This is a genomic window from Stenotrophomonas sp. YJH_SMC_127 (assembly GCF_059372445.1).
Map to the genome: position 1 here is coordinate 48,074 of NZ_JCAFVO010000010.1, position 22,681 is coordinate 70,754.

Consider the following 22,681-nt stretch of genomic DNA (forward strand, 5'->3'; position numbering starts at 1 on the left):
CCAATGCGCATTTCCGAGGTCAGCCGCCTGACCGGCGCCAGCGCCAAGGCCATCCGCCTGTACGAGGCGCGCGGACTACTGCCGCCGGTGCCGCGGCTGAACCGCTATCGCGACTACAGCGAACAGGATGTGGCCTGGGTGCAGCTGATCCGCCAGGCGTTGGCGCTGGGCATCACCCTGGCCGCGGTCTCCCGCCTGCAGGGTCGCGACGGACGGCTCGACTGGCCCGCGGTGCTGGCCCTGCTTGAGCAACAACGCAGCCGCATCGCCAGCGAGCGGGCACGGCTGGCGCAGGTCGAGCTGGACCTGCAGCAGGTCAGCGACGAGCTGCGGCAGTGGCTGCACTCCGGAAGCGGTGACTGCATCCTGGAACCCAGCGGCTGCGCCGCTGGTCGTTGACTCTGCCCCAAGGGCATAGCCCAACCTCGCGCACTTTCCATTGCCCGAGGTTGCCGTGTCCCGTTCCATCCTGATCCTGCTCGGCCATCCCGACCGCGACGGCCTGTGCGGTGCCCTCGCCCAGCGCTACGCCACCGCCGCCGAGAATGCTGGCCATCGGGTGCGCCTGATCGCACTGGGCGAACTCGAGTTCGATCCGGTGCTGCGCCATGGCTACCGCCAGATCCAGCCGCTGGAAGCCGACCTGCAGGACACTGCGGATGCGATCGAGGCCTGCGACCATCTGGTGCTGGTCTATCCCACCTGGTGGGGCGCGATGCCGGCGCTGCTGAAGGGCTTCTTCGATCGCGTGCTGCTGCCGGGGTACGCCTTCCGCTACCGGCGCGATTCAGTGTGGTGGGACCGGCTGCTGGCCGGTCGCAGCGCACGGGTGATCACCACGCTGGATACGCCGCCCTGGTATTACCGCTGGATCTACCGCGACCCGGGCATCACCCAGATCCGCGCCACTATTCTGGAATTCTGCGGCATCCGCCCGGTGCGGGTCAGCCGACTCGGTGCGGTGCGCAGCAGCTCGCCGGAGCAACGCAACCGGTGGCTGGCGTTGGCAGCGGAGCTGGGCTCACGGGCCAACTAGCTGGAAGAGCGTGCGAACCAAGGTTCGCACCCACCTGGAGCGTTCGCACCCACCTGGGGCGCTCGTTGCGGGTGTCGCGTTTGCCAATTGACCGTCAGGCACTGCGCCTCAAGGCTGTGGGCCCTTGTTACGGCCCAGGCAAAGCCCATGAAATCCTCGACTGTCTTCAGCAAGTGCGCCAGGAAGACCGGCTTTGCCGGGACGTCGACGACCCGCTACCGCTTGCTGGACGCCGCGCTGCTTGTCGTGAATCACCAGCGCGCCAGCGAAAGCCGGGGCTTCTATGTGAATGCTGGACTCTACTTTCCGGAACTGCTCGCGTATCCGCTCGCGCCTGACGATCTTGAAACGGCTTTCCGCTACCGCTCCAGCATCCCCACGCCCCATGTCGACTGGCGGATCGAAGAAACGCCGGGCCTGCGCCGGACCTTCATCCAGCAGGATCTTGAAGATCTGCTGGAGGCCGGTAACCGCGACGCGTTGAAGGCCCTGCTGCTCGATGCCCTGGCCGACGTGGCGGGTTTCGCGGCAGCCCATGGGAACAGGGAATCGGTGCGGCGATTGAACCGGGACGGGAACTTCCGGGCGATCATCCGCAGAGAGGTCTGAACCCCGAGAGCGTGCGAACCAAGGTTCGCACCCACAGGGCCAAGGTTCGCACCCACAGGGCGAAGGTTCGCGCCCACCAGGCGGCCGCAGCCGAACAGGCTCGACGCTACTTCACTTCTTGCTCGGCCCGCAGCTGTCGCAACCGCCACAGGCACCACCATCGCCCGTTGCCGGCGGCGCGATCTTCCGCCCCAGCGCCTGCAGCCAGGCCGCGCGGCCCGGCTTCAACAGGGCCAACGCCAACGCACCGCGCAGCGTGCGCACGGTGCCGGGGAACTGCTTCTTCAGCACCACCCAGGCACTGACCAGCACAGCCACCGCGATGATCAGGTACTGGATCAGCAGGCCGGCATCCATCAGCCGCCTCCCAGCGCCCTGGTCACCTGGTAGGTGATCAGTGCGGCCACATAAGCCGCTGCGAACAGGTAGAACGCGGCAAAGCCCATCTGCTTCCACGAATTGGTCTCGCGCTTGATGGTGGCCAGCGTCGAGATGCACATCGGGGCGTAGATGTACCAGACCAGCAGCGACAGCGCGGTCGCCAGCGACCAGCCATCGCTGATCAGCGGGGTCAGCGCCTGGCTGGCGGCATCGTCATCGGCGGCCGACAGCGCATACACGGTGGCCAGCGAAGACACCGCCACCTCGCGCGCGGCCAGGCCCGGGATCAGCGCGATGCAGATCTGCCAGTTGAAGCCCAGCGGCGCGAAGAACACCGCCATCGCATGGCCGATCTGGCCGGCGTAGCTGTAGTCGATGGCTGGCATCGTGGCGTCGGCCGGTGCCGCCGGGAACGACAGCAGCACCCACAGCAGGATGGTCAGCGCCAGGATGATGCCGCCGACGCGCTTGAGGAAGATCATGCCGCGCTCGTACAGCCCCACCGCCAGGTCGCGCACATGCGGCAGGCGGTACGACGGCAGCTCCAGCATCAGCGGGTGCTCGCTCTTGTCGCGACGCCACTTCTTCATGATCCACGACATCGCCAGCGCGCTGAGAATGCCCGCCGCATACAGGCCGAACAGCACCAGGCCCTGCTGGTTGAACACGCCCCACACCGTCTTCTGCGGAATGAACGCACCGATCAGCAGCGCGTACACCGGCAGGCGCGCCGAGCAGGTCATCAGCGGCGCCACCAGGATCGTGGCCAGGCGGTCACGCGGGTCCTGGATGCTGCGCGTGGACATGATGCCCGGCACCGCGCAGGCGAAGCTGGACAGCAGCGGGATGAACGAGCGGCCGGACAGGCCGGCGGCCGCCATCATGCGGTCGAGCAGGAACGCCGCACGCGGCAGGTAGCCGGACTCCTCCAGCACCAGGATGAAGAAGAACAGGATCAGGATCTGCGGCAGGAACACCACCACGCCGCCGACGCCTGCGATGATGCCGTCGGTCAGCAGGCTGGCCAGCGGGCCTTCCGGCAGCAGGCTGCCAACAAAGGTGCCGAGCCAGGCGAAGCCAGCCTCGATGCCGTCCATCAGCGGCGTCGCCCAGGCGTACACCGCCTGGAAGATCAGGAACATCACCACCGCCAGGCTGACCAGGCCGAACACCGGGTGCAGCAGCCAGCGGTCCAGCGCGTCGTCGATCTTCGCGGTCCGTGCCGGCATGCGCACGGCGACTGACAGGATCCCGCGCACCTTGGCGTGGTAATCGATGCCACTTTCCGGGCCCGGCACCGGTGCATCCAGGTGCGGCACCATGGCGTCCAGGCGCTCGACCAGGGCCTTGGCGCCCTGCTTGCGCACCGCCACGGTCTCCACCACCGGCACGCCCAGTTCGCGCTCCAGCGCGGCCACATCCACCTGGATGCCGCGGCGCTGGGCCGCGTCGACCATGTTCAGGGCCACCACCATCGGCTTGCCCAGTTCGCGCAGCTCCAGCGCGAAGCGCAGGTGCAGGCGCAGGTTGGTGGCGTCGATCACGCACAGCAGCACGTCCGGCGCGGCCTCGCCCGGGTAGAAGCCCCGGCACAGGTCACGGGTGATTGCCTCGTCCAGGCTGGCCGGATGCAGGCTGTAGGCGCCCGGCAGGTCGAGCACGGCGAATTCACGGCCGGACGGCGCGCGCAGGCGGCCCTCCTTGCGCTCGACGGTGACGCCGGTGTAGTTGGCGACCTTCTGCCGGCTGCCGGTCAGCTGGTTGAACAGCGCGGTCTTGCCGCTGTTGGGGTTACCGACCAGCGCGATGCGCAAGGGGGCGGTGGCGGCGATTGCGGTCATGCACGTCGTTCCTGGCTGGCGGCGTCGACCACGACCCGCTTGGCTTCACTGATCCGCAGCGCGAACCGGGTGAACCCGACCTGCACCAGCAGCGGCTCGCCGCCCACCGGGCCCTTGGCCACCAGGCGCACTTCCTCGCCGTTCACGAAACCCAGCTCGCGCAGGCGACGGGCAATGGCATCGTTGGCATGCAGGTCCTGCACGGACTCGACCACGGCCGAGGTGTGCAGCGGCAGTTCGGACAGCGTCATCTAGCGTGTTCTCTGCTGGATGTAAATGGTTCTCGATTCTAACATTCCCGCGTCGCGTCATGGCCCATGACCAATGGCCCGCTATGATCCATACAGGTATGGAGTGACCCTGGAATCCCATGAACGATGCTTTGCAGATCGAGCGCCGTGGCGCCGTCCTCACCCTCTGGCTGAACCGGCCGGAGCTGCACAACGCCTTTGACGCCAGCCTGATCGCCCGGCTGACCGCCGCGCTGGAAGCCGCCGGCCGCGATGATTCGGTCCGGGCCGTGGTGGTGGCCGGTCACGGCGCCTCCTTCTCGGCCGGTGCCGACATGCAGTGGATGCGCGGCATGGCGGCGGCCAGCGAGGCCGACAACCGCGAGGACTCGCTGGCACTGGCACGGCTGATGCGCACCCTGGACGAGCTGCCCAAACCGACCCTGGCCCGGGTCCACGGCGCGGCCTTCGGTGGCGGCGTCGGCCTGGTTGCCTGCTGCGACATTGCCATCGCCAGCACCTCGGCCCGCTTCGGCCTGACCGAAAGCCGCCTTGGCCTGCTGCCGGCGGTGATCTCGCCCTATGTGATCGAGGCCATCGGCCCGCGCCAGGCGCGGCGCTGGTTCGCCACCGGCGAGCACTTCGACGCCGATACCGCACTGCGCATCGGCCTGGTCCACCAGCTGGTCGAGCCCGAGCGCCTGGATGAGGCGCTGGAGCGCCAGCTGGCCCTGCTCGACAAGGCCGGCCCGATCGCCTCGTCCACCGCCAAGCAGCTGGTCCGGCAGGTCCGCGACAGCGATGACCGCGATGCGCTGGATCGGGACAATGCCGCCCTGATCGCGCGCCTGCGGGTGTCCGCCGAGGGCCAGGAAGGCCTGGGCGCCTTCCTCGACAAGCGCGCCCCCCATTGGGTCACGGAAGCCTGAACATGCTCGATCATCTTGGTTTGACCAGCGCCGACCTGGCGCGCAGCAAGACCTTCTTCCTGCAGGCGCTGGCGCCGCTGCAGATCGGCGTGGTGATGGAAGTGAGCGCCGAACAGACCGGCGACCACGACCACATCGGCTTCGGCAGCGACGGCAAGCCGTTCTTCTGGCTCGGCAATGGCGGCACCGCCAGCCAGGGCGTGCACGTGGCCTTCGCCTGCGCCAGCCGCGCGCAGGTGGACGCCTTCCACGCCGCCGCCCTCGCCGCCGGTGGCCGCGACAACGGCGCGCCGGGCCTGCGCCCGTGGTACCACCCGGATTACTACGCCGCCTTCGTGCTCGACCCGGACGGCAACAACATCGAAGCGGTCTGCCATCGCCCCATCGGCGAGGTGGCTGCATGAGCGACTACGTCCGCATCGTCGAGGTCGGCCCGCGTGACGGCCTTCAGAACGAAAAGCAGTCGGTGTCCACCGCCGACAAGATCGAACTGATCAACCGCTTGTCGGCCACCGGCCTGCGCAGCATCGAGGCGACCAGTTTCGTCAGCCCGAAGTGGATTCCGCAGCTGGCCGATGCCGCCGAGGTCTACGCGGGCATCCAGCGCCGGCCGGGCATCCACTACCCGGTACTGGTGCCGAACGAACAGGGCTACGACCGCGCCCGCGCGGTGGGCGTGGAGGAAGTGGCGGTGTTCACCGCTGCGTCCGAGGCCTTCAACCGCACCAACACCAATGCCGGCATCGACGAATCGCTGGCCCGGTTCGAGCCGATCCTGCGCCGCGCCGCCGCCGATGGCGTGCGCGTGCGCGGCTACGTCTCCACCGTGCTCGGCTGCCCCTACCAGGGCGAGGTGCCGCTGGCCGACGTGGTGCGGGTGGCGCGCGCGCTGCACCAGATGGGCTGTTACGAAATCTCGCTGGGCGACACCATCGGCGTCGGCACCCCACGCAAGGCACGGGCGATGCTGCAGGCGGTCGCTGCCGAGATCCCGATGGAAGCCTTGGCCGTGCACTTCCACGACACCTACGGCCAGGCCATCGCCAACATCGCCACCTGCCTGGAAGCAGGCGTGCGCGTGGTCGACAGTGCAGTCTCGGGCGCCGGTGGCTGCCCGTACGCGAAGGGGGCCAGCGGCAACGTCGCCAGCGAGGACGTGGTCTACCTGCTGCAGGGCCTGGGCCTGGACAGCGGCGTGGACCTGCCGGCACTGGCCGAGACCGGCCGCTGGCTGGCCGGCCTGCTCGGCCGCGCCACCGCCAGCCGCACCGGCCAGGCGCTCGCAGCGACCGGCTGAGCACCCCGCTGCGCCGCTCCCGCTCGGGCGGCGCAGCGCACAACGGCGACGGTCGCCGCTTCCGTTAGAATCGGCGGTTCTCGAACCTGCAGGACCGTTCAATGCAGCTGTCTTCCGTACGTGCCGTGATCACTGGCGGCGTCTCCGGCCTCGGCCTGGCCGTGGCCCAGCACCTCGTCGCCCAGGGCGGCAAGGTGGCTCTGTTCGACCTCAACGACGACAAGGGTGCAGCTGCCGTTGCCGGGCTGGGTGCCGACAAGGCCCGCTATTTCAATGTCAATGTCAGCGATGAGGCGGCCGTGGCTGCAGCCATCGACCAGGCCCACGATTTCCTCGGCGGCCTGAACGTGGCGATGAACTGCGCCGGCATCCTCGGCGCCGGTCGCGTGCTCGGCAAGGAAGGCCCGATGCCGCTGGCCGGCTTCCAGGGCACGGTGATGGTCAACCTGGTCGGCAGCTTCAACGTCGCCAAGGCCGCGGCCAACCGCATGCAGCACAACGACGCCGGCGAAGACGGCGAGCGCGGCGTGATCATCAACACCGCCAGCATCGCTGCCTATGAAGGACAGATCGGCCAGGCCGCGTATGCGGCCAGCAAGGGCGGCGTGGTGTCGATGACGCTGCCGATGGCGCGCGAACTGTCGCGCTTCGGCATCCGCGTCAATACGATTGCTCCTGGCGTGTTCTGGACGCCGATGGTCGATGGCATGCCCGAAGCCGTGCAGCAGTCGCTGGCCGCCTCGATCCCGTTCCCGTCGCGCCTGGGCAAGCCGGAAGACTTCGCCAGCCTGGTCGGCTTCATCCTCGGCAACACCTACCTCAACGGCGAGACCATCCGCCTGGACGGCGCTACCCGCCTCGCTCCGAAGTGATTCCCCCCGGGCGCCGGGACGGCGCCCTCCCCCAACGACCTAGATCACCATGAAAGCCAACGACATCAAGAAGGGCAACGTCGTCGAGTACAACAACGGCGTGTACCAGATCCGCGACATCGAGCGCAGCTCGCCGCAGGGTCGCGGCGGCAACGTCCGCTTCCGCTTCATCATGTACAGCGTGCCGGGCGGCAACAAGCTCGATGCCAGCTTCGATGCCGACGACAACTTGGTCGAGGTCGAACTGCTGCGCCGCCAGTCCACCTATTCGTACAAGGACGGCGATGCCTTCGTGTTCCTCGATGACGAGGACTACACCCCCTACACCCTGGACGCGGACGTGATCGGCGATGACGCCGGCTACATCACCGACGGCCTGACCGGCATCTACGTGCAGGTGATCGACGAGCAGCCGGTGGCGATCCAGCTGCCGGCCTCGGTGGTGCTGGAAGTGATCGAGACCCCGCCGGAACTGAAGGGCGGCACTGCCACCAAGCGCCCGAAGCCGGCCAAACTCAACACCGGCATCGAGATCATGGTGCCGGAATACATCGTCAACGGCGAACGCGTGCTGGTGAACACCGCCACCGGCGAATTCGCTGGCCGCGCCGACTAAGCGCCTTGCGCTGATCGGCTGCCTGTCCCTGCTTGCGGCATGCTCGCCGCAGGCAGCGGGCAGCGCATCGGATGTAGCGATCGTGTAGAGCCGAGCGTGGGCTCGGCTCTACAGAAGGCTTACGGCTGCTTCGCGCCGAAGTTGCCGCAGCCGTGGTACTGGCGGGTGCCGATGGTCAGGTTCACCTTGGCATCGAACGCCTCGCCGCTCATGTCGTCCTGGCAGGTGGTGCGCTGGAAGCTGAGCTTGACGTCGGTTCCGTCGGACGCCTTGCCACTCCAACCGTCAGCACCTTCGGTGGGCGTGGCGACGTCGAAGCGACGCTCGCCATAGTCAACTTCCACCTGCAGGCCCGGCGCGTCGCCATCGACGACCGCCAACCAGCCCGGCTCGTTGCCCGTGGCGCGGAACGCGGCCGTGCCCGCGCTGCCATCGCCTTCGGTCGCTTCGACCGCATGGCACTCGCGGTCCGTCTCGCCCTTCAGGCTCAACAGGCCGTCATCGCTGCCCTTGGTCCAGAAGCTGTTGCCCTGGCCATCACCGTACCTGGCACCCGACGCCGCACGTTCGGAGGTCATGGCGAAGGTACGTTCGCCGATCACCACCGTGGCCGCATCCTCGCCATTGAAGGCCGCGCGCACGCTCAGATCACCACACTGGTACGTGGTCTCGCTGCCGGTACCGGCGCTGGTGCTGGCAGCCGGTTCGGGCGCCGCCGGCGGCGCGGCATCGGTGCCGCCCGCAGCGGGTGCCTGGGCCGGCTGGCACGCGGCCAGCACCAACCCGAGCGAGGCTGCCAACAGACTGGGAACTACACGCATGGCTCGACTCCTTGTCGACACTACAGAGACCTTCGACCCTACCACCTGCCGGTGAGCGCGGCCTGAAAGCGGCCTGACCGTACTCACGCGGCCAGTACCGCCATCGACAACAGCTGCGCACCGCTGCCGCCGGAACTGCAGGTCCAGACCCGCAGCAGGCGCAGCTTCACTTCACGCTCCCGGCCCTGCCGCCATACGGACAACCGCACGTCGCTGGACAGCAACGCCAGGCGGCCACACAGCAGCGTCTCCACCGCGTGCAGCTGCAGGCTTCGCACCTGCAGGCTGCCGGCCAGCCAATCGCCCAGCCATGGCAGATCGAGCATGCGGCCGCCGTGGCCTTCCATCATGAACAAGGCCGGCGATACCAGCGCGTTCAACGCATCGTGGTCATTTTCCAGCAGCGCCGCGCACAGGCGCTGCTCCAGCGCCATCAACTGTTGCTCATGCAGATCTTCAACGATGTTCCGTTCCATCCACGGTTCCTCCCGGCATCGGCCGGCGCCTGCGCAGGCGCTGCGCGATCCACTGCCGCGCGCCCTGCACCACTACATAGAAGACCGGCACGAAGAACACGGCCAGCACGGTCGCACTGACCATCCCGCCGAACACACCGGTTCCAATCGCCTGCTGGGTTTCCTTCGACGCGCCCTGCGCCAGCATCAGCGGCACCACGCCCAGCGCGAATGCCAGCGAGGTCATCACGATCGGGCGCAGGCGCAGCCTGGCCGCCTCCAATGCCGCCTCGACCAGGCCGCGCCCCTGCTGCTGCAGCTGCCGCGCGAACTCGACAATGAGGATCGCGTTCTTCGCAGACAGCCCGATCACGGTGATCATGCCGACCTTGAAGAACACATCGTTGGGCATGCCACGCAACAGCACCGCGGCGACCGCACCGAGCAGGCCGAGTGGCACCACCAGCATCACCGCCAGCGGAATCGACCAGCTCTCGTACAGCGCCGCCAGCACCAGGAACACCACCAGCATCGACAACAACAGCAGCCACGGCGCCTGCGCCCCCGACTCACGCTCCTGCAGCGACTGGCTGGTCCACTGCAGGGCAAAACCGGACGGCAGCTTCCCGGCCAACCGCTCCATCTCCGCCATGGCCTGGCCGGTCGACACGCCGGAGGCCGGTGCGCCGGACAGATTCAACGCCGGGAAGCCGAGGTAGCGCTGCAGCTGCAGCGGCGCCTCGGTCCAGTTCGGGGTCACCAGTTCCGACAACGCCACCATGCCGCCCTCGCTGTTGCGCACGTACAATTTCAGCACGTCCTCCAGTTCCATGCGATGCGGCGCGTCGGCCTGCAGGATCACCTGCTGCAACCGGCCCTTGTTGGGGAAATCATTGACGTACTGCGAGCCCATCGCCGCTGACAGCGTGCTGCTGATGTGCTCGAAGCCCACGCCCATCGCCTCGGCCTTGGCGCGATCAATGTCCAGCCGCACGCTGGTACCTGCCGGCAGGCCATCGGCATGCACCTCCGACAGCAGCGGGCTGGCCTCGGCCAGCTTCAGCAGCTGCTGCAGGGCCGCGCGCAGCTCGGCCTGGCTCTGCCCGGTACGCGCCTGCAGGGCCAGCGAGAACCCGGACGAACGGCCAAGGCTGTCGATCGCCGGGGGCATCACACTCATCACCTCGCCCTCGGCAACCGTGGCCATCGCCTGCTGCGCAGCCTCCACCTCGCCGGCCGCGGTGGCGCCAGCACGCTCGCCCCAGTCCTTCAGCATGGTGTAGGTCAGCGCCGCGCTCGGGCCGGAACCGGAGAAGCTGTAACCGAGGATCGACTGGTTGGAGCCGATGCCCGGGCGCGAGGCCACGTGCCGTTCGTAGGCTTCGACCACCGCCAGCGTGCGTTCGGCGGTGGCTTCGGCCGGCAGCTGGATCGAGGTCATGAAATAGCCCTGGTCCTCTTCCGGCAGGAACGCGCCCGGCAGCCAGTGCAGGCCCAGCAGCAGCGCCGCCACCAGCGCGGCGAACACGCCCATCACCCGGCCGCTTCGCTGCAGCACGGAGGCCACGCCACGCTGGTAGCGCCCGGTCAACGCCTCGAAGCCACGATTGAAGGCGCCGAACAGCCCGCCACGACCATGATGGCCGTGGGTGTTCGGGCGCAGCAGGGTCGCGCACAGCGCCGGTGTCAGGCTCAGTGCCAGCAGTGCCGAGAACAGGATCGACACCGCCATCGCCACGGTGAACTGGCGGTAGATTGCGCCCACCGAGCCGCTGGCCAAGGCCATCGGAATGAACACCGCGGTCAGCACCAGGGTGATGCCGATCACCGCGCCGGTCAGCTCGCGCATCGCCTTGATGGTCGCCTCGCGTGGCGGCAGGCCCTCCTCGGCCATGATCCGCTCCACGCCCTCGACCACCACGATCGCGTCGTCGACGATGATGCCGATCGCCAGCACCATGCCGAACATGGTCAGCACGTTGATCGAGAAGCCCAGTGCCAGCATCACCGCGAAGGTACCGAGCAGCGCGATCGGTGCGACCAGCGCTGGAATCAGCGTGTAGCGCCAGTTCTGCAGGAACAGGTACATCACCGCGAACACCAGCAGCATCGCCTCCAGCAGCGTCTGCACCACCTTCTGGATCGAGATCTTGACGAACGGCGCGGTGTCGAACGGGATGCTCGCCTCCACGCCGCGCGGCAACAGCGGCGCCAGCTCGGCCATGCGCTCACGGACCGCCGACGCCGTGCGCACCGCATTCGCGCCCGGCCGCAGCTGCACCCCGGCGGCGGTGGCCGGATGGCCGTCCTCGCGGGTGCCCCAGGCATAGCTCTGCGCGCCCAGTTCGACGCGGGCGACATCACCCAGCACCACCCGTGAACCGTCGGCCCCGGCGCGCAGTACGATCGCCGCGAACTGTTCCGGCGTGGACAACTGGCCGTCGGCGCTGAGCGGCACGGTGATGCGCTGGCCTGGAACACCCGGCGAATCACCAATGCGCCCCGGCGAGATCTCCAGGTTCTGCTGCTCGATGGCAGTGGCCACATCGCCCATGGTCAGGCCGTAGCCGGTCAACCGGGTCGGGTCCAGCCACACGCGCATCGCCTGCTCGGCACCGAACAACTGCACGCGACCGACGCCATCGATGCGGCGCAGCTCTTCGATGATGTTGCGCGCCATGAAATCGCCCAGCGCCGCCTCGCTGACGCTGGCATCCGGCGAACGCAGGCCGACCAGCATCAGGAAGCCGGAATCGGCGGCCTCCACGAACAGGCCGTTCTGCCGCACGCTGCGCGGCAGGCGCGGCTCGATCGCCTTGATCCGGTTCTGCACGTCCACCTGCGCCAGCTCCGGATTGGTGCCGGGCTTGAAGGTGGCGGTGATCGAGGCTTCGCCGGAAGTGTCCACCGACGATTCGAAGTACAGCAGGTGCTTGACGCTGGACAGCTCGCGCTCGATCAGGCCGACCACCGCATCGTTCAACGTCTGCGGGCTCGCACCCGGGTAGCTGGCATAGATGCTGACGCTGGGCGGCGCGACCGCCGGATAGCGCTCCACGGCCAGGCGCGGAATCGCCAGCGCGCCGGCCAGGATGATGAAGATCGCCAGCACCCAGGCGAACACCGGGCGATCGATGAAGAAACGTGCCATGTTGGATTTTCCTGGAGGGGCTGTCCCGGGAAAGGCTCAGCCCTTGCTGCCGGCCTGCACCGCACCGGCGCTGGCGACCGGCTTCTGCCAGTCGCGCGCATCGACCGCCACGCCTTCCTGCAGGCGCTCCTGGCCCTCGACCACCACTTTCTCGCCGGCCTTCAGGCCCGCGCGCACCAGCCACTGGCGATCGACGCTGCCGTCCACCTCCAGCGTGCGGATCACCGCCCTGCCGTCGGCGCCGATCACCCAGGCATAGGCCTGGCCACCGGCGCTGCGCAGCACCGCCTGCTGTGGCACGGTCAACGCGCTGGCCGGGGCACCCCGCGGCACCCTCGCGCGCACATACATGCCGGGCAGCAGCTGCCGGCGCGGGTTGTCCACCAGGATGCGCAGGATCACATCACCCGTCCGTGCATCGACATTGATACCGGAGAACAGCAGCTGGCCACGCTCGGGCAGCGGCTTGCCGGCGGCACCGATGATCGTCACCGGCAGCTTGCCGCCGCTGGCCGCACTGCGCTGCAGCGACTCCAGCTGCGCCGCCGGCTGGCGCACATCCACGTAGACCTGGTCGATCTGCTGTACCACGGCCATCGGCTCGGCATCGGCCACGCCGACCAGCGCACCTTCGGTCACCAATGCCTGATCGATACGGCCGGCAATCGGTGCGCTGACCGTGGCATAGCGCAGGTCGAGCTGGCGACGGGACAGAATCGCGCGCGCTTCATTCACTGCCGCGCGTGCCTGCTCGTACTCGGCGCTGGCGTCGTCCCGATGCTGCTGGCTGACCGCCTGCGCGGCAGCCAGGGCGTGCAGGCGCTGCGACTGCACGCGACTGCGGCCCAACGCCGCCTCACTGCGCTGCAGTGCGGCCAGCGCCGAATCGACGTCGGCCCGGAACGCTGCCGGGTCAATCTGGAACAAGGCCTGGCCGGCACTGACTTCCGCCCCCTGGTCGAACAGGCGCCGCTGCACGATGCCGCCCACCTGTGCGCGGATCTGCGCGGTGCGCACCGCCGCGACGCGGCCTGGCAGTTCGTCGTCACGCTGCACCACCTGCGGGCCGACGCTGATCACGCTGACGCGCGGCGCCGCCTCGGGGGTGGCTTCGGGAGTGGAGCAGGCCGTCATGGCCAAGGCGAGGGCCGCGATCAACGCGACCGGAGTCCTGAAGGTTCTCATTGCTGTGCACAATGCCGCGCAGGCGGCGGATAGGTTCTGAAGCGCGCAGTCTGCGTGGCGATGATGGGGTTTCGATGGAGGAACTGTGGAGATACGATGGAGGCAAGCACCTTACGGCCCCGCCCCTGCATGCATGCCTCCCCTGCCCTCGCCGCCCTCGTCCTGATCGTCGAGGATGAGGCCGAGATCGCTGACATTCTCTGCGCCTACCTGGAACGCGAAGGACTGCGCACGCTGCGCGCCGCCGATGGCCACAGCGCACTGGACCTGCACCGCAGCGCCCGGCCCGACCTGGTCCTGCTCGATGTACAGCTGCCGCGCCTGGACGGCTGGAGCGTGCTGACCCAGCTGCGCCAGCGCGGCGAGACGCCGGTGATCATGCTGACCGCACTGGACCAAGACCTGGACAAGCTGACCGCGCTGCGGATGGGCGCTGATGACTACGTGGTCAAGCCCTTCAACCCGGCCGAAGTCGCCGCGCGCGTGCGCGCCGTACTGCGGCGCACGCTGCGCGCCGCGCGCGTGGACGCACCCACCGCGTTGCGCGTCGGCCCGCTGCTGATCGACTCGGCCACCCACGCGGTGCACGTGGAGGGCGAAGGCTACAGCCACGAAGTGCTGCTCACCCTCACCGAGTTCAAGCTGCTGCACTGCATGGCGCTGGCGCCGACGCGCATCTTCAGCCGCAGCGAGCTGATGCACGAATGCCTGCCGGAAAGCGAAGCACTGGAGCGCACCGTCGACAGCCATGTCAGCAAGCTGCGCCGCAAGCTGGATGAAGTGGGCATGGTCAACGTCCCAGCCAGCGTGCGTGGCGTCGGCTACCGGCTGATGGCCGATCGCTGATGCCCTCCCTGCGCCGCTCCGGGCTGAGCCGCCACATCATCGTTTCGATGTCGCTGATGGTGATCGGCGTCATCGTGATGATGATCCTGTCATCGTGGCTGCTGTACGCGGTGCTGGTCGAGTTCTTCCCCGGCAGTGCCGAGGAGCCTGAAAGCTGGCTGCCGACCGGCCCGGAACTGGCATGGATGGTGGGCGTGATCCTGACCGGGCTGGCGCTGGCCATCGCCGCCTCGTTCCGCCTCGCCCACCGCATCCTGTCGCCGTTGAATTCGCTGGTGGACAGCGTGCGTGCGCTCGCCGGCGGCGACCTGGGTGCACGCGCCAGCGTCGAGGAAAATTCGCCGGGCGAAGTGGCGACCCTGGTCGAGGACTTCAATGCGATGGCGCGCCGCCTGCAGCACATGGAGAGCGAGCGCGCGATGTGGCACGCGGCCATCGCCCATGAGCTGCGCACGCCAGTGACGATCCTGCGCGGGCGCCTGCAGGGGCTGGCAGAGGGTGTGTTCCAGCCAGACGAGTCGCAGTTCCGCAGCCTGCTGGCCCAGGTCGAAGGGCTGTCACGGCTGATCGAGGACCTGCGCGTGCTGAGCCTGTCCGACAACGCGAGGCTGGACGTGCGTCGCGCGCGCACCGACGTGGTGGCCGAGGTGCATTCGGTGATGACCCTGGTCGATCCACAGTTCCGCGCCGCCGGCTTCGTGCTGGAGCTGGAAACCAGCCGCGAGGAACACAACGCGCACTGCGACCCGACCCGCCTGCGCCAGGCATTGCTGGCGCTGCTGGAGAACGCGCGGCGCTATGCCAGTCCGGGCAAGGTGCGGATTGCAGTGCATGACACGCCCGGCCATGTGCAGGTGGCGATCGAAGACGAGGGCCCGGGCATCGACCCGGAACTGCACGCGGATATCTTCACCCCGTTCATGCGTGGCGACGGTTCGCGCTCGCGACAGGGCGGCGGCAGCGGGCTCGGCCTGGCGGTGGTCAAGGCCATCGCCGACGCGCACGGTGGCCGCGTCTACTGCAGCCCAGGCAGCGCCTGCGGCAGCCGCTTCGTCATCGAACTGCCGCGCCAATAGCCGGGCGGGCTGCCTGCGTACGCAGGTGTGCACCGAGTGCGGCCAGATTGGCGTCGATCGCATCCATTTCCTCGCGTTGGCGGGTCGGCAGCTGCTGGCGCAGCTGGACGCGCAATGCCTGCCACGCCGGGACCGCCTGCGCACTGGCAGTGGCCACGGCCGCGGACAGCAGCGCCTGCTCGTCGCCCAGCGGCAATCCATAGCCGTCATCCTGCAGCAGCGTCCCCGGGCGCAGCCACTGCCCGCTCTGCTCCAGCAACCCGCGCAGGCTGCGCGTTTCAGCGCTGTCCGGTGCGGCCAGCAGCTGCCGCTTGAGCACATCGCGTGCGCGCAACTCGGCGCGCCGCTGCGCGGCCTGTTCCAGCAGCAACAGGCCGGCACTGGCACGCAGGTCACCCTGCAGCAGCCACGGTGCGCGTTGCTGTGCAGACAGCTTCAACCAGCCGCGCACATCACGAGCGGGCAAGGCCAGCTGGGCCACGGCCACTGCGAACAACTGCTGGTAGTGGTCGCGCGCCGAGGCGAAGTAGTAGCCCTGCGCCTGCGCTGCAGTGCGGTCCGCCAGTACCCTCTCGTCGAGCACATCCAGCCGCACCAGTCGCCGCTTCAGGCCGCGCGGGCTCAGTTGGGCCAGGCCCGCCTCGCCAAGGCGCGGCACCCCGGCCTGCAGCAGCTTGGCGGTTTCCACCGCGCAGTTGTTGCTGACGAAGTAATAGCGCCCGTCATAGCTCCAGTGCACCTGCGCGGTGCGCTCGAGCAGGCTGGCGATTTCGCTGCGGCCCAGCTGCAGCGGCAGCGACTGCAGCCCGCGCAGCTCGACCTTGGTGTACTCGTCCACCACCTGCTGCAGGGGCAGCACGAACAGCCGCGACGGATAGCCGCCGGTCAGGCCACGCCAGTTGGATATCTGCACGTCGCCCACGAACGCGCGGAACGACAGCACGCGGTGGTACTCCAGGTCCAGGCGGCAGTCCGGCCCAGGTACGCGGCCCGGCTTGCAGATCACCAGCCGCAGCATGCTGTGGCCCCAGCGACTCATCGGCTGCGCACTGCCTTCGGCGAACAGGTAGTCCACCGCGTAGACGCGCGCCGGGTCGAGCTGCAGCAGCGATGCAGCGCCCTCCTCCGATTCGGCCTGCAGCAGGGGCAGCGTCGTGGCGCACCGCGGCTGTGGCAGCGACGGCGGCGTTCCGAAATGCGCCTGGTACCACTGCGCCAACGCGGGCCGCCGGCAGGCGAACTCGCCGTCGAGCACGAAATGCTCGGCATTCACGGCCAGGTACTCGGCCGGGTTCGCCAGTTCATAGACATCCGGGCTGCGATCACGGAAATCGTTGTCGCCCCGGCCGAGGTGCCAGGGCTTGCGCTGCCAGCCCGCAAGGTCACGCCATCGCACGCTCTGCGACCAGTTCGCACCGCCACGGTCGGCGACGTGGGTCAGTTCATGCACCAGCGCACTGCGGCGCGCACGGCGGTTGCCGGGCATGCCGTCATCCAGCAGGGTGCGGCGCAACGTAATGCGGCCGGCGAAAGCGCGCCCGTGCACCTCGGCGGGAAGGTCATCACTCCAGCGCACCTGCACCTGAGCCGGCAAAGCGCGCAGCAGGCCTTCCGGCAGCAGGGACTGCACGTCGGCCAGGGTCTGGCTGGCGAGCTGCTGTTGCGCCGGATCGAGACCGGAGGGATCGAGCTGCAGCCGATCAGCCGCGTGGACGGAAGGGATGAGCAGCCATGCCAATGCGGCGATCCACCCGCACCGCCCGCTGTGGTTCCGTAGAGCCGAGCCTTGCTCGGCTGCTGTTGCGATCCGGGTGCGCCGGGCATCCAGCCGGGCATGGCTCGGCTCTGCAGAAAGCGATGACGCCGAGGTCATGCAGCCCGCATCAACGCGCCAGCAGCGCGCGGGCCAGTTCCAGGTCGCTCTGCTGCTGTGCGGCAGCGCTCTGCTCGCGCAGGTGGACCAGCGCGGCCTGCAGGCGGGCGCCACGGATCTGGCCGTCGCTGGCGACGAACGCAGCGGCATCGTCGCGCGCGGCCCGCACCACCTTGTCGTCGCCCGAGCTGCTGCCCGAGGAACCGGAGGAGGCACCGGTCGCCGAACCGGCCGAGGTGCCAGCGAAGCTGGAAGCGAAGCCGGCCAGCGGCAGGGACAGCAGGGCGAGCAGCAGGAGCGGACGGGTCATCGGTTCGAAGCCGGTTGTGAAGGTGCGTGGAGCGTAACGGGTACGTGAAGGATTTGCCCGGCTCAGGCGTCGAACAGCTTGCCGGGATTCAGCCGCGCTTGGGGATCGAACGCGCGTTTGACCGCCTTCATGAGCGCGATCTCGGCGGGGCCGCGGGTGCTGTCCAGGTAGCCCTTCTTGACCAGTCCGATGCCGTGCTCGGCCGAGATGCTGCCATCGAAGCGGGCCAGCACCTGCGCCAGCAGCTTGGTCACGTGCTCGCACTGCGCCACGAAGTCGGCGTCGCTGGTGTCGTCCGGCTTGAGCACGTTGATGTGCAGGTTGCCATCGCCGATATGGCCGAACCAGACCACGTCGAAGTGCGGGTAGGCCTGCCCGATCAGTGCCTGGGTCTCGGCCAGGAACGCCGGCATCGCCGAGATCCGCACCGAGACGTCATTCTTGTAGGGCTTGTAGCGCGCCAGCGACTCGGTGATGCCTTCGCGCAGGCGCCACAGCTGGGCGGCCTGGGCATCGCTGGCACTGATCACACCGTCGCTGACCCAGCCGTTGCCCATGCAGTCCTCGAAGGCCGCCATCGCCGCGGCTTCCTGTGCCTCGTCGTTGGCCGCGAACTCGGTGACGACGTAGTACGGATGCACCTCGTCGAACGGTGCCTGCGCGCCATGCGCCAGCACGTGCTCCAGCGCCCGGTCGGTGAAGAATTCGAAGGCCTGCAGCTGCAGGCGCGCGCGGAACGCGGCGAACACCTGCATCAGCACCTCGAAGCTGGGTACTGCCAGCAGCATCACGTTGCTGGCTGGCGGCGGATCGGTGAGTTTCACTGTCGCCTCGACGATCACGCCCAACGTGCCTTCCGAACCGATCAGCAGCTGGCGGAAGTCATAGCCGCTGGAGTTCTTGATCAGTCCCTTGTTGAGTTCCAGCAGTTCGCCGCTGGCGGTAACCACCTTCAGCCCGGCGATCCACTCGCGGGTATTGCCATAGCGGATCACGCGGATGCCGCCGGCATTGGTGGCGATGTTGCCACCGATCGTGCACGACCCGCGCGCAGCGAAGTCCACCGGGTAGATCAGGCCGTGGTCCAGCGCGGCGTTGTGCACGGCCTCCAGCGGCATGCCGGCCTGCACCACCAGGGTGCGATCGACCGCGTCGTAGGCCAGTGCCTTGTTCATCCGTTCCAGGCTGAGCACCAGCTCGCCGTTGGCGGCCACCGCGCCACCGGAAAGGCCGGTACGGCCGCCGGACGGCACCACGGCCACGCCCTCGCCCGCACTCCAGCGCATCACCGCCTGTACTTCCTCGACCGTGGCCGGCAGTGCGATCGCCAGCGGCGCTGGCGTCCAGCGCCGGGTCCAGTCGCGCCCGTAATGCTCCAGGTCGGCCGGGTCGGTCTTCAGCTTCAGGCCGGGACAGGCCTGCTGCAGCGAGGCAATGCGGGAATCGGTCATGACGGTCCAACGCGGTGCGTGAAGACGGGCAAGCGTGCCAGCGGTACGCGCCAGCGTCCAGCCCCGCAGCGATACAGATAGCTACGGATGCAACCAATTGCGCACTGCACCATGGGCGCTTCGATCTGGCATAGTGGTCAGCCCCTGTCCCACTGGCCGTGTTGCCCCATGTCGCCGAAGAAGACCTCGTTCCCGAAGCAGGATATCCGCGTGCTGTTGCTGGAGGGGGTCAGCCAGACCGCCGTGGAGGTGTTCAGCGCCGCCGGCTACAGCCAGATCGAGGCGCACACCAAGGCGCTGCCCGAGGACGAACTGAAGGCGCGCATCGCCGAGGCGCACATCGTCGGCATCCGCTCGCGCACCCAGCTCAGCGCCGAGGTGCTGGCCGAGGCCAAGCGCCTGATCGCGGTGGGCTGCTTCTGCATCGGCACCAACCAGGTCGACCTGGACGCGGCCGAGCTGGCCGGCATCCCAGTGTTCAACGCGCCCTACTCCAACACCCGCAGCGTGGCCGAGCTGGTGATCGCCGAGGCGATCATGCTGACCCGCGGCATTCCGCAGAAGAACGCCGAATGCCATCGCGGCGGCTGGTCGAAGTCGGCCAGCGGCAGCCATGAAGTGCGCGGCAAGACGCTGGGCATCATCGGTTACGGCCACATCGGCACCCAGGTCGGCGTGCTGGCCGAATCGCTGGGCATGCAGGTGATCTTCCACGACGTGGAAACCAAGCTGGCACTGGGCAATGCCCGTGCAGCGGCCAGCCTGGACGACCTGCTGGCACGCGCTGACATCGTCACCCTGCATGTGCCGGAGACCCCAGCCACGCAATGGATGATCGGCAGCACCGAGCTCGCGAAGATGCGCAAGGGCGCGCACCTGATCAATGCCGCGCGCGGCACCGTGGTCGACATCGATGCACTGGATGCGGCCCTGGCCAGCGGCCACGTCGGTGGCGCCGCGCTGGACGTGTTCCCGGTCGAACCGAAGGGCAATGGCGATATCTTCGAATCGCCGCTGACCCGCCACGACAACGTGATCCTGACCCCGCACGTGGGCGGCAGCACGCTGGAAGCGCAGGACAACATCGGCGTGGAGGTGGCGGCCAAGCTGGTGCGCTACAGCGACAACGGCAGCACGCTGTCGGCGGTCAACTTCCCGGAAGTGACCCTGCCCGAACACGAAGACAGCCTGCGCCTGCTGCACATCCACCAGAACGTGCCGGGCGTGCTGTCCAGGGTCAACGAGATCTTCTCGCGCCACAACGTCAACATCGACGGCCAGTTCCTGCGCACCGACCCGAAGGTGGGTTACGTGGTGATTGACATCACCGCCAGCGAGGCGCAGGCCGCCGCCGTCCGCGACGAACTGGCCGCGATTCCAGGCACGCTGCGGACGCGCATCCTGTACTAGGTAAAAAGGGGACGGAGGGGATTAAGTCGTTTATGCATTAACGACTTAATCCCCTCCGTCCCCTTTTTTCAACGCGCCAGCCAACGGCGCGCCATGCGCTGCATGGATTCATCCGATTCGGGGTCGGCCGCGACCTCGGTCACCGGCCGCCAGGCCAGGTCCAGCGATTCCTCGCTGAGCACGAAGGCCTCGCCCCCCAGCGCCCGGATCACGAAACGCACGTCGTAGTGCCAGTGCCCCGGCACGTCCTTGCGCTCCGGAATCCAGTGCTTGTCCAGATCGAAGATGGCCGGGTCTTCCAGCACCAGGTCGCTCAGCCCCGACTCCTCCTCGGCTTCCTTCAGCGCCACCCGGGCCAGGTCACGGTCGCCGTCGGCGTGGCCGCCCAGCTGCAGCCAGCGCTGCAGCTTGCGGTGGTGGGTGAGCAGCAGGCGCTGGCCATCGGCGCTGACCAGCCAGCAGCTGGCGGTGAAGTGGCCGGCCAGGCGCTCGCGGCGGAACGGATCTTCCGGATCATCCAGCAATGTGCCGAATTCGGCAGCCAGGGCGTCGTGGGCGGGTTCGCGGCGCGCGTAGTCCCGGAGCAGGCCGCGCAGGCGATCGTCAAGCGCGGCAAGGGTTTCGGCGGTCTGGCTCATGAATGGGGGCGGTTCGGAAAAATACTGCTCATTATCGCCGTTCATTGTTGCGATTGCGCTTGTGCGTTGGCTTCAGCTTTGGCTAAGGTACAGCGGGCCGTTCGCACGGCCTTCACCATTCAAGGCAGCCGGCAACGTATCGGCCGCCCACCCATCCGATCACTAGGAAGTACTGCATGCTGAAAGCTCTGTTGAGGGTCAAGCCGGTCGAGCCGGCCGGGCACGTCGATGCCGGCGAACCCATCGAAGGCAGCCTGGACGGCGAAGCCACGTTGAAACGGACCCTCACGGCTAAACACCTCATCCTGCTGGGCGTGGGTGCGGTGATCGGCGCAGGCATCTTCGTGCTGACCGGCCAGGCCGCAGCCAACCACGCGGGCCCGGCGGTCATGCTGTCGTTCGTGCTGGCCGGTTTCGCCTGTGCGCTGGCAGGCCTGTGCTATGCCGAGTTCGCGGCGATGATGCCGGTCTCCGGCAGTGCCTACTCCTATTCCTACGCCACCCTCGGCGAAGGAATGGCCTGGTTCATCGGCTGGTGCCTGGTGCTGGAGTACCTGTTCGCCTCGGCCTCGGTCGCGGTGGGCTGGTCGGCCTACCTGATCAGCTTCATCACCACCACGCTGCACATGCCCTTCCCGGACATGCTCAGCGCCGCGCCCATCGCCTGGACCGGCAGCGAGTTCGTCTCCTCCGGCAAGCTGTTCAACCTGCCGGCGGTGCTGATCGTGGCGGCGGTGTCCGGCCTGCTGTACGTCGGCGTGACCCAGTCGGCGTTCGTCAACGCCATCATCGTGGCGATCAAGGTCACTGTCATCTGCCTGTTCATCGGCATCGGCGCGGCCCACATCGACCCGGCCAACTGGCACCCGTTTATTCCGGAAAACACCGGCGTGCCGGGTGAGTTCGGCTGGAGCGGCATCTTCCGCGCCGCCACCATCGTGTTCTTCGCGTACATCGGCTTCGATGCGGTCTCCACCGCTGCTGGCGAGACCAAGGACCCGCAACGCAACATGCCGATCGGCCTGCTCGGCTCGCTGGCCGTGTGCACGATCGTCTACATCATCGTCTGTGCGGTGCTGACCGGCATGATGCCGTACCACCTGCTGGGCACCGACAAGCCGGTGGCCACCGCCCTGGAGCCCTACCCGACCCTGTCCTGGCTGAAGACGTTCGTGGAAGTCGGCGCCATCGCCGGCCTGTCCTCGGTGGTGCTGGTGATGATGATGGGCCAGACCCGCATCGCCTATACCATCTCCCGCGACGGCCTGCTGCCGAAGTTCTTCGGCAAGGTCCATGCCCGTTTCCGCACCCCGTACGTCGCCACCATCGTGGTCGGCGTGATCGCCGCCGCGCTGGCCGGCCTGGTGCCGCTGAACGTGCTGGGCGAGCTGGTCTCGATGGGCACCCTGCTGGCGTTTGCCACGGTCTGCATCGGCGTGCTGGTACTGCGCTATTCCAAGCCGGACCTGCACCGCCCGTTCCGCGTGCCGATGGTGTGGATCATCTGCCCGCTCGGTGCGGCCACCTGCCTGTTCCTGTTCTGGCAGGCGTTCGTGGTGCATTGGCACCTGTTCGTTGGCTGGACGCTGCTGGGCCTGCTGATCTACCTGGGCTACGGCATCCGCAACAGCAAGCTGGCCAAGTCGCCCTGATC

At 68.1% G+C, this 22,681-nt stretch carries 23 protein-coding genes; 12 read left to right on the forward strand and 11 right to left on the reverse strand.

The features are described from left to right. Nucleotides 1-3: 3 nt before the first annotated feature. From AC5QAB_RS18155 to AC5QAB_RS18165, 3 genes are all read left to right on the forward strand, one after another. Nucleotides 4-399: a MerR family transcriptional regulator gene (locus AC5QAB_RS18155; RefSeq protein WP_053495356.1), complete on the forward strand. Its 396-nt coding sequence runs from the start codon at nt 4-6 to the stop codon at nt 397-399. Nucleotides 400-454: 55 nt separating this feature from the next. Continuing rightward, nucleotides 455-1,036 carry an NAD(P)H-dependent oxidoreductase gene (locus AC5QAB_RS18160; RefSeq protein WP_197561302.1) on the forward strand — a complete coding sequence of 194 codons (582 nt, stop codon included), beginning with the start codon at nt 455-457 and terminating at the stop codon, nt 1,034-1,036. Nucleotides 1,037-1,183: 147 nt separating this feature from the next. Further along, on the forward strand, nt 1,184-1,645 hold the full coding sequence (locus AC5QAB_RS18165) for a DUF4304 domain-containing protein (protein WP_049408775.1): 462 nt from the start codon (nt 1,184-1,186) through the stop codon (nt 1,643-1,645). 111 nt (nt 1,646-1,756) lie between these two features. Here AC5QAB_RS18165 and AC5QAB_RS18170 read toward each other — a convergent pair whose 3' ends face one another. From AC5QAB_RS18170 to AC5QAB_RS18180, 3 genes are read right to left on the reverse strand one after another with little or no spacing between them, the layout of a single operon-like run. After that, entirely contained in the window at nt 1,757-2,002 is a 246-nt protein-coding gene (locus tag AC5QAB_RS18170; protein ID WP_197561301.1) for a DUF6587 family protein, read from the reverse strand. Then, on the reverse strand, nt 2,002-3,867 hold the full coding sequence (gene feoB, locus AC5QAB_RS18175; RefSeq protein WP_134967180.1) for a ferrous iron transporter B: 1,866 nt from the start codon (nt 3,865-3,867) through the stop codon (nt 2,002-2,004). Before feoB ends, AC5QAB_RS18170 begins: the two co-directional genes overlap by 1 nt. Continuing rightward, nucleotides 3,864-4,118, reverse strand: coding sequence for a FeoA family protein (locus AC5QAB_RS18180; RefSeq protein WP_005416370.1), 255 nt, complete (start codon nt 4,116-4,118; stop codon nt 3,864-3,866). Before AC5QAB_RS18180 ends, feoB begins: the two co-directional genes overlap by 4 nt. A gap of 119 nt (nt 4,119-4,237) precedes the next feature. Between AC5QAB_RS18180 and AC5QAB_RS18185 the strand changes: the two genes are divergently transcribed. The 5 genes from AC5QAB_RS18185 (at nt 4,238) to yeiP (ending at nt 7,811) form a co-directional block, all read left to right on the forward strand. Then, a complete protein-coding gene (locus tag AC5QAB_RS18185) occupies nt 4,238-5,026 on the forward strand; it encodes an enoyl-CoA hydratase/isomerase family protein (RefSeq protein ID WP_100449967.1) in 789 nt (262 codons plus the stop codon). A gap of 2 nt (nt 5,027-5,028) precedes the next feature. Beyond that, entirely contained in the window at nt 5,029-5,430 is a 402-nt protein-coding gene (locus AC5QAB_RS18190; protein WP_197561300.1) for a VOC family protein, read from the forward strand. After that, on the forward strand, nt 5,427-6,323 hold the full coding sequence (locus tag AC5QAB_RS18195; RefSeq protein WP_049440083.1) for a hydroxymethylglutaryl-CoA lyase: 897 nt from the start codon (nt 5,427-5,429) through the stop codon (nt 6,321-6,323). Before AC5QAB_RS18190 ends, AC5QAB_RS18195 begins: the two co-directional genes overlap by 4 nt. Nucleotides 6,324-6,424: 101 nt before the next feature. Then, a complete protein-coding gene (locus AC5QAB_RS18200) occupies nt 6,425-7,195 on the forward strand; it encodes an SDR family oxidoreductase (RefSeq protein WP_014646983.1) in 771 nt (256 codons plus the stop codon). Between the two features lie 49 nt (nt 7,196-7,244). Next, nucleotides 7,245-7,811: an elongation factor P-like protein YeiP gene (gene yeiP, locus AC5QAB_RS18205; protein WP_005409468.1), complete on the forward strand. Its 567-nt coding sequence runs from the start codon at nt 7,245-7,247 to the stop codon at nt 7,809-7,811. A 119-nt stretch (nt 7,812-7,930) separates the two neighbouring features. Here the strand turns inward: yeiP and AC5QAB_RS18210 are convergent, their stop codons facing one another. From AC5QAB_RS18210 to AC5QAB_RS18225, 4 genes are all read right to left on the reverse strand, one after another. Further along, nucleotides 7,931-8,632, reverse strand: coding sequence for a COG3650 family protein (locus tag AC5QAB_RS18210; RefSeq protein ID WP_197561299.1), 702 nt, complete (start codon nt 8,630-8,632; stop codon nt 7,931-7,933). 83 nt (nt 8,633-8,715) lie between these two features. Then, nucleotides 8,716-9,108, reverse strand: a complete 393-nt coding sequence (locus tag AC5QAB_RS18215) for a nuclear transport factor 2 family protein (protein ID WP_049408771.1) — start codon at nt 9,106-9,108, stop codon at nt 8,716-8,718. Beyond that, entirely contained in the window at nt 9,089-12,238 is a 3,150-nt protein-coding gene (locus AC5QAB_RS18220) for a multidrug efflux RND transporter permease subunit (RefSeq protein ID WP_197561298.1), read from the reverse strand. Before AC5QAB_RS18220 ends, AC5QAB_RS18215 begins: the two co-directional genes overlap by 20 nt. 36 nt (nt 12,239-12,274) lie before the next feature. Continuing rightward, nucleotides 12,275-13,423: an efflux RND transporter periplasmic adaptor subunit gene (locus AC5QAB_RS18225; RefSeq protein ID WP_197561297.1), complete on the reverse strand. Its 1,149-nt coding sequence runs from the start codon at nt 13,421-13,423 to the stop codon at nt 12,275-12,277. 129 nt (nt 13,424-13,552) lie between these two features. Here AC5QAB_RS18225 and AC5QAB_RS18230 point away from each other — a divergent pair, with 129 nt between their 5' ends. Continuing rightward, nucleotides 13,553-14,269 (forward strand): response regulator, encoded by a 717-nt coding sequence (locus AC5QAB_RS18230; RefSeq protein ID WP_014646978.1) that lies wholly within the window; start codon nt 13,553-13,555, stop codon nt 14,267-14,269. Continuing rightward, nucleotides 14,269-15,345, forward strand: coding sequence for an ATP-binding protein (locus AC5QAB_RS18235; protein WP_197561296.1), 1,077 nt, complete (start codon nt 14,269-14,271; stop codon nt 15,343-15,345). The genes AC5QAB_RS18230 and AC5QAB_RS18235 overlap by 1 nt, the downstream gene beginning before the upstream one ends. Here the strand turns inward: AC5QAB_RS18235 and AC5QAB_RS18240 are convergent. The 3 genes from AC5QAB_RS18240 to AC5QAB_RS18250 form a co-directional block, all read right to left on the reverse strand. Beyond that, nucleotides 15,323-17,218 carry a DUF7844 domain-containing protein gene (locus tag AC5QAB_RS18240; RefSeq protein ID WP_495233539.1) on the reverse strand — a complete coding sequence of 632 codons (1,896 nt, stop codon included), beginning with the start codon at nt 17,216-17,218 and terminating at the stop codon, nt 15,323-15,325. The two genes, AC5QAB_RS18235 and AC5QAB_RS18240, sit on opposite strands and share 23 nt — an antisense overlap. A gap of 10 nt (nt 17,219-17,228) precedes the next feature. After that, nucleotides 17,229-17,528, reverse strand: a complete 300-nt coding sequence (locus AC5QAB_RS18245) for a DUF2388 domain-containing protein (RefSeq protein ID WP_014646975.1) — start codon at nt 17,526-17,528, stop codon at nt 17,229-17,231. A gap of 62 nt (nt 17,529-17,590) precedes the next feature. Then, nucleotides 17,591-18,979, reverse strand: a complete 1,389-nt coding sequence (locus tag AC5QAB_RS18250; protein WP_197561294.1) for an FAD-linked oxidase C-terminal domain-containing protein — start codon at nt 18,977-18,979, stop codon at nt 17,591-17,593. A gap of 168 nt (nt 18,980-19,147) precedes the next feature. Between AC5QAB_RS18250 and serA the strand changes: the two genes are divergently transcribed. Further along, complete coding sequence (serA, locus tag AC5QAB_RS18255; protein WP_005416356.1) at nt 19,148-20,389, forward strand: phosphoglycerate dehydrogenase; 1,242 nt, start codon at nt 19,148-19,150, stop codon at nt 20,387-20,389. A 68-nt stretch (nt 20,390-20,457) separates the two neighbouring features. Here the strand turns inward: serA and AC5QAB_RS18260 are convergent, their stop codons facing one another. Continuing rightward, entirely contained in the window at nt 20,458-21,072 is a 615-nt protein-coding gene (locus tag AC5QAB_RS18260; protein WP_197561293.1) for an NUDIX domain-containing protein, read from the reverse strand. A gap of 131 nt (nt 21,073-21,203) precedes the next feature. On the opposite strand from AC5QAB_RS18260, the gene AC5QAB_RS18265 reads away from it, so the two are divergent. Continuing rightward, complete coding sequence (locus AC5QAB_RS18265) at nt 21,204-22,679, forward strand: amino acid permease (RefSeq protein ID WP_014646972.1); 1,476 nt, start codon at nt 21,204-21,206, stop codon at nt 22,677-22,679. The last annotated feature ends 2 nt before the right edge of the window (nt 22,680-22,681 follow it).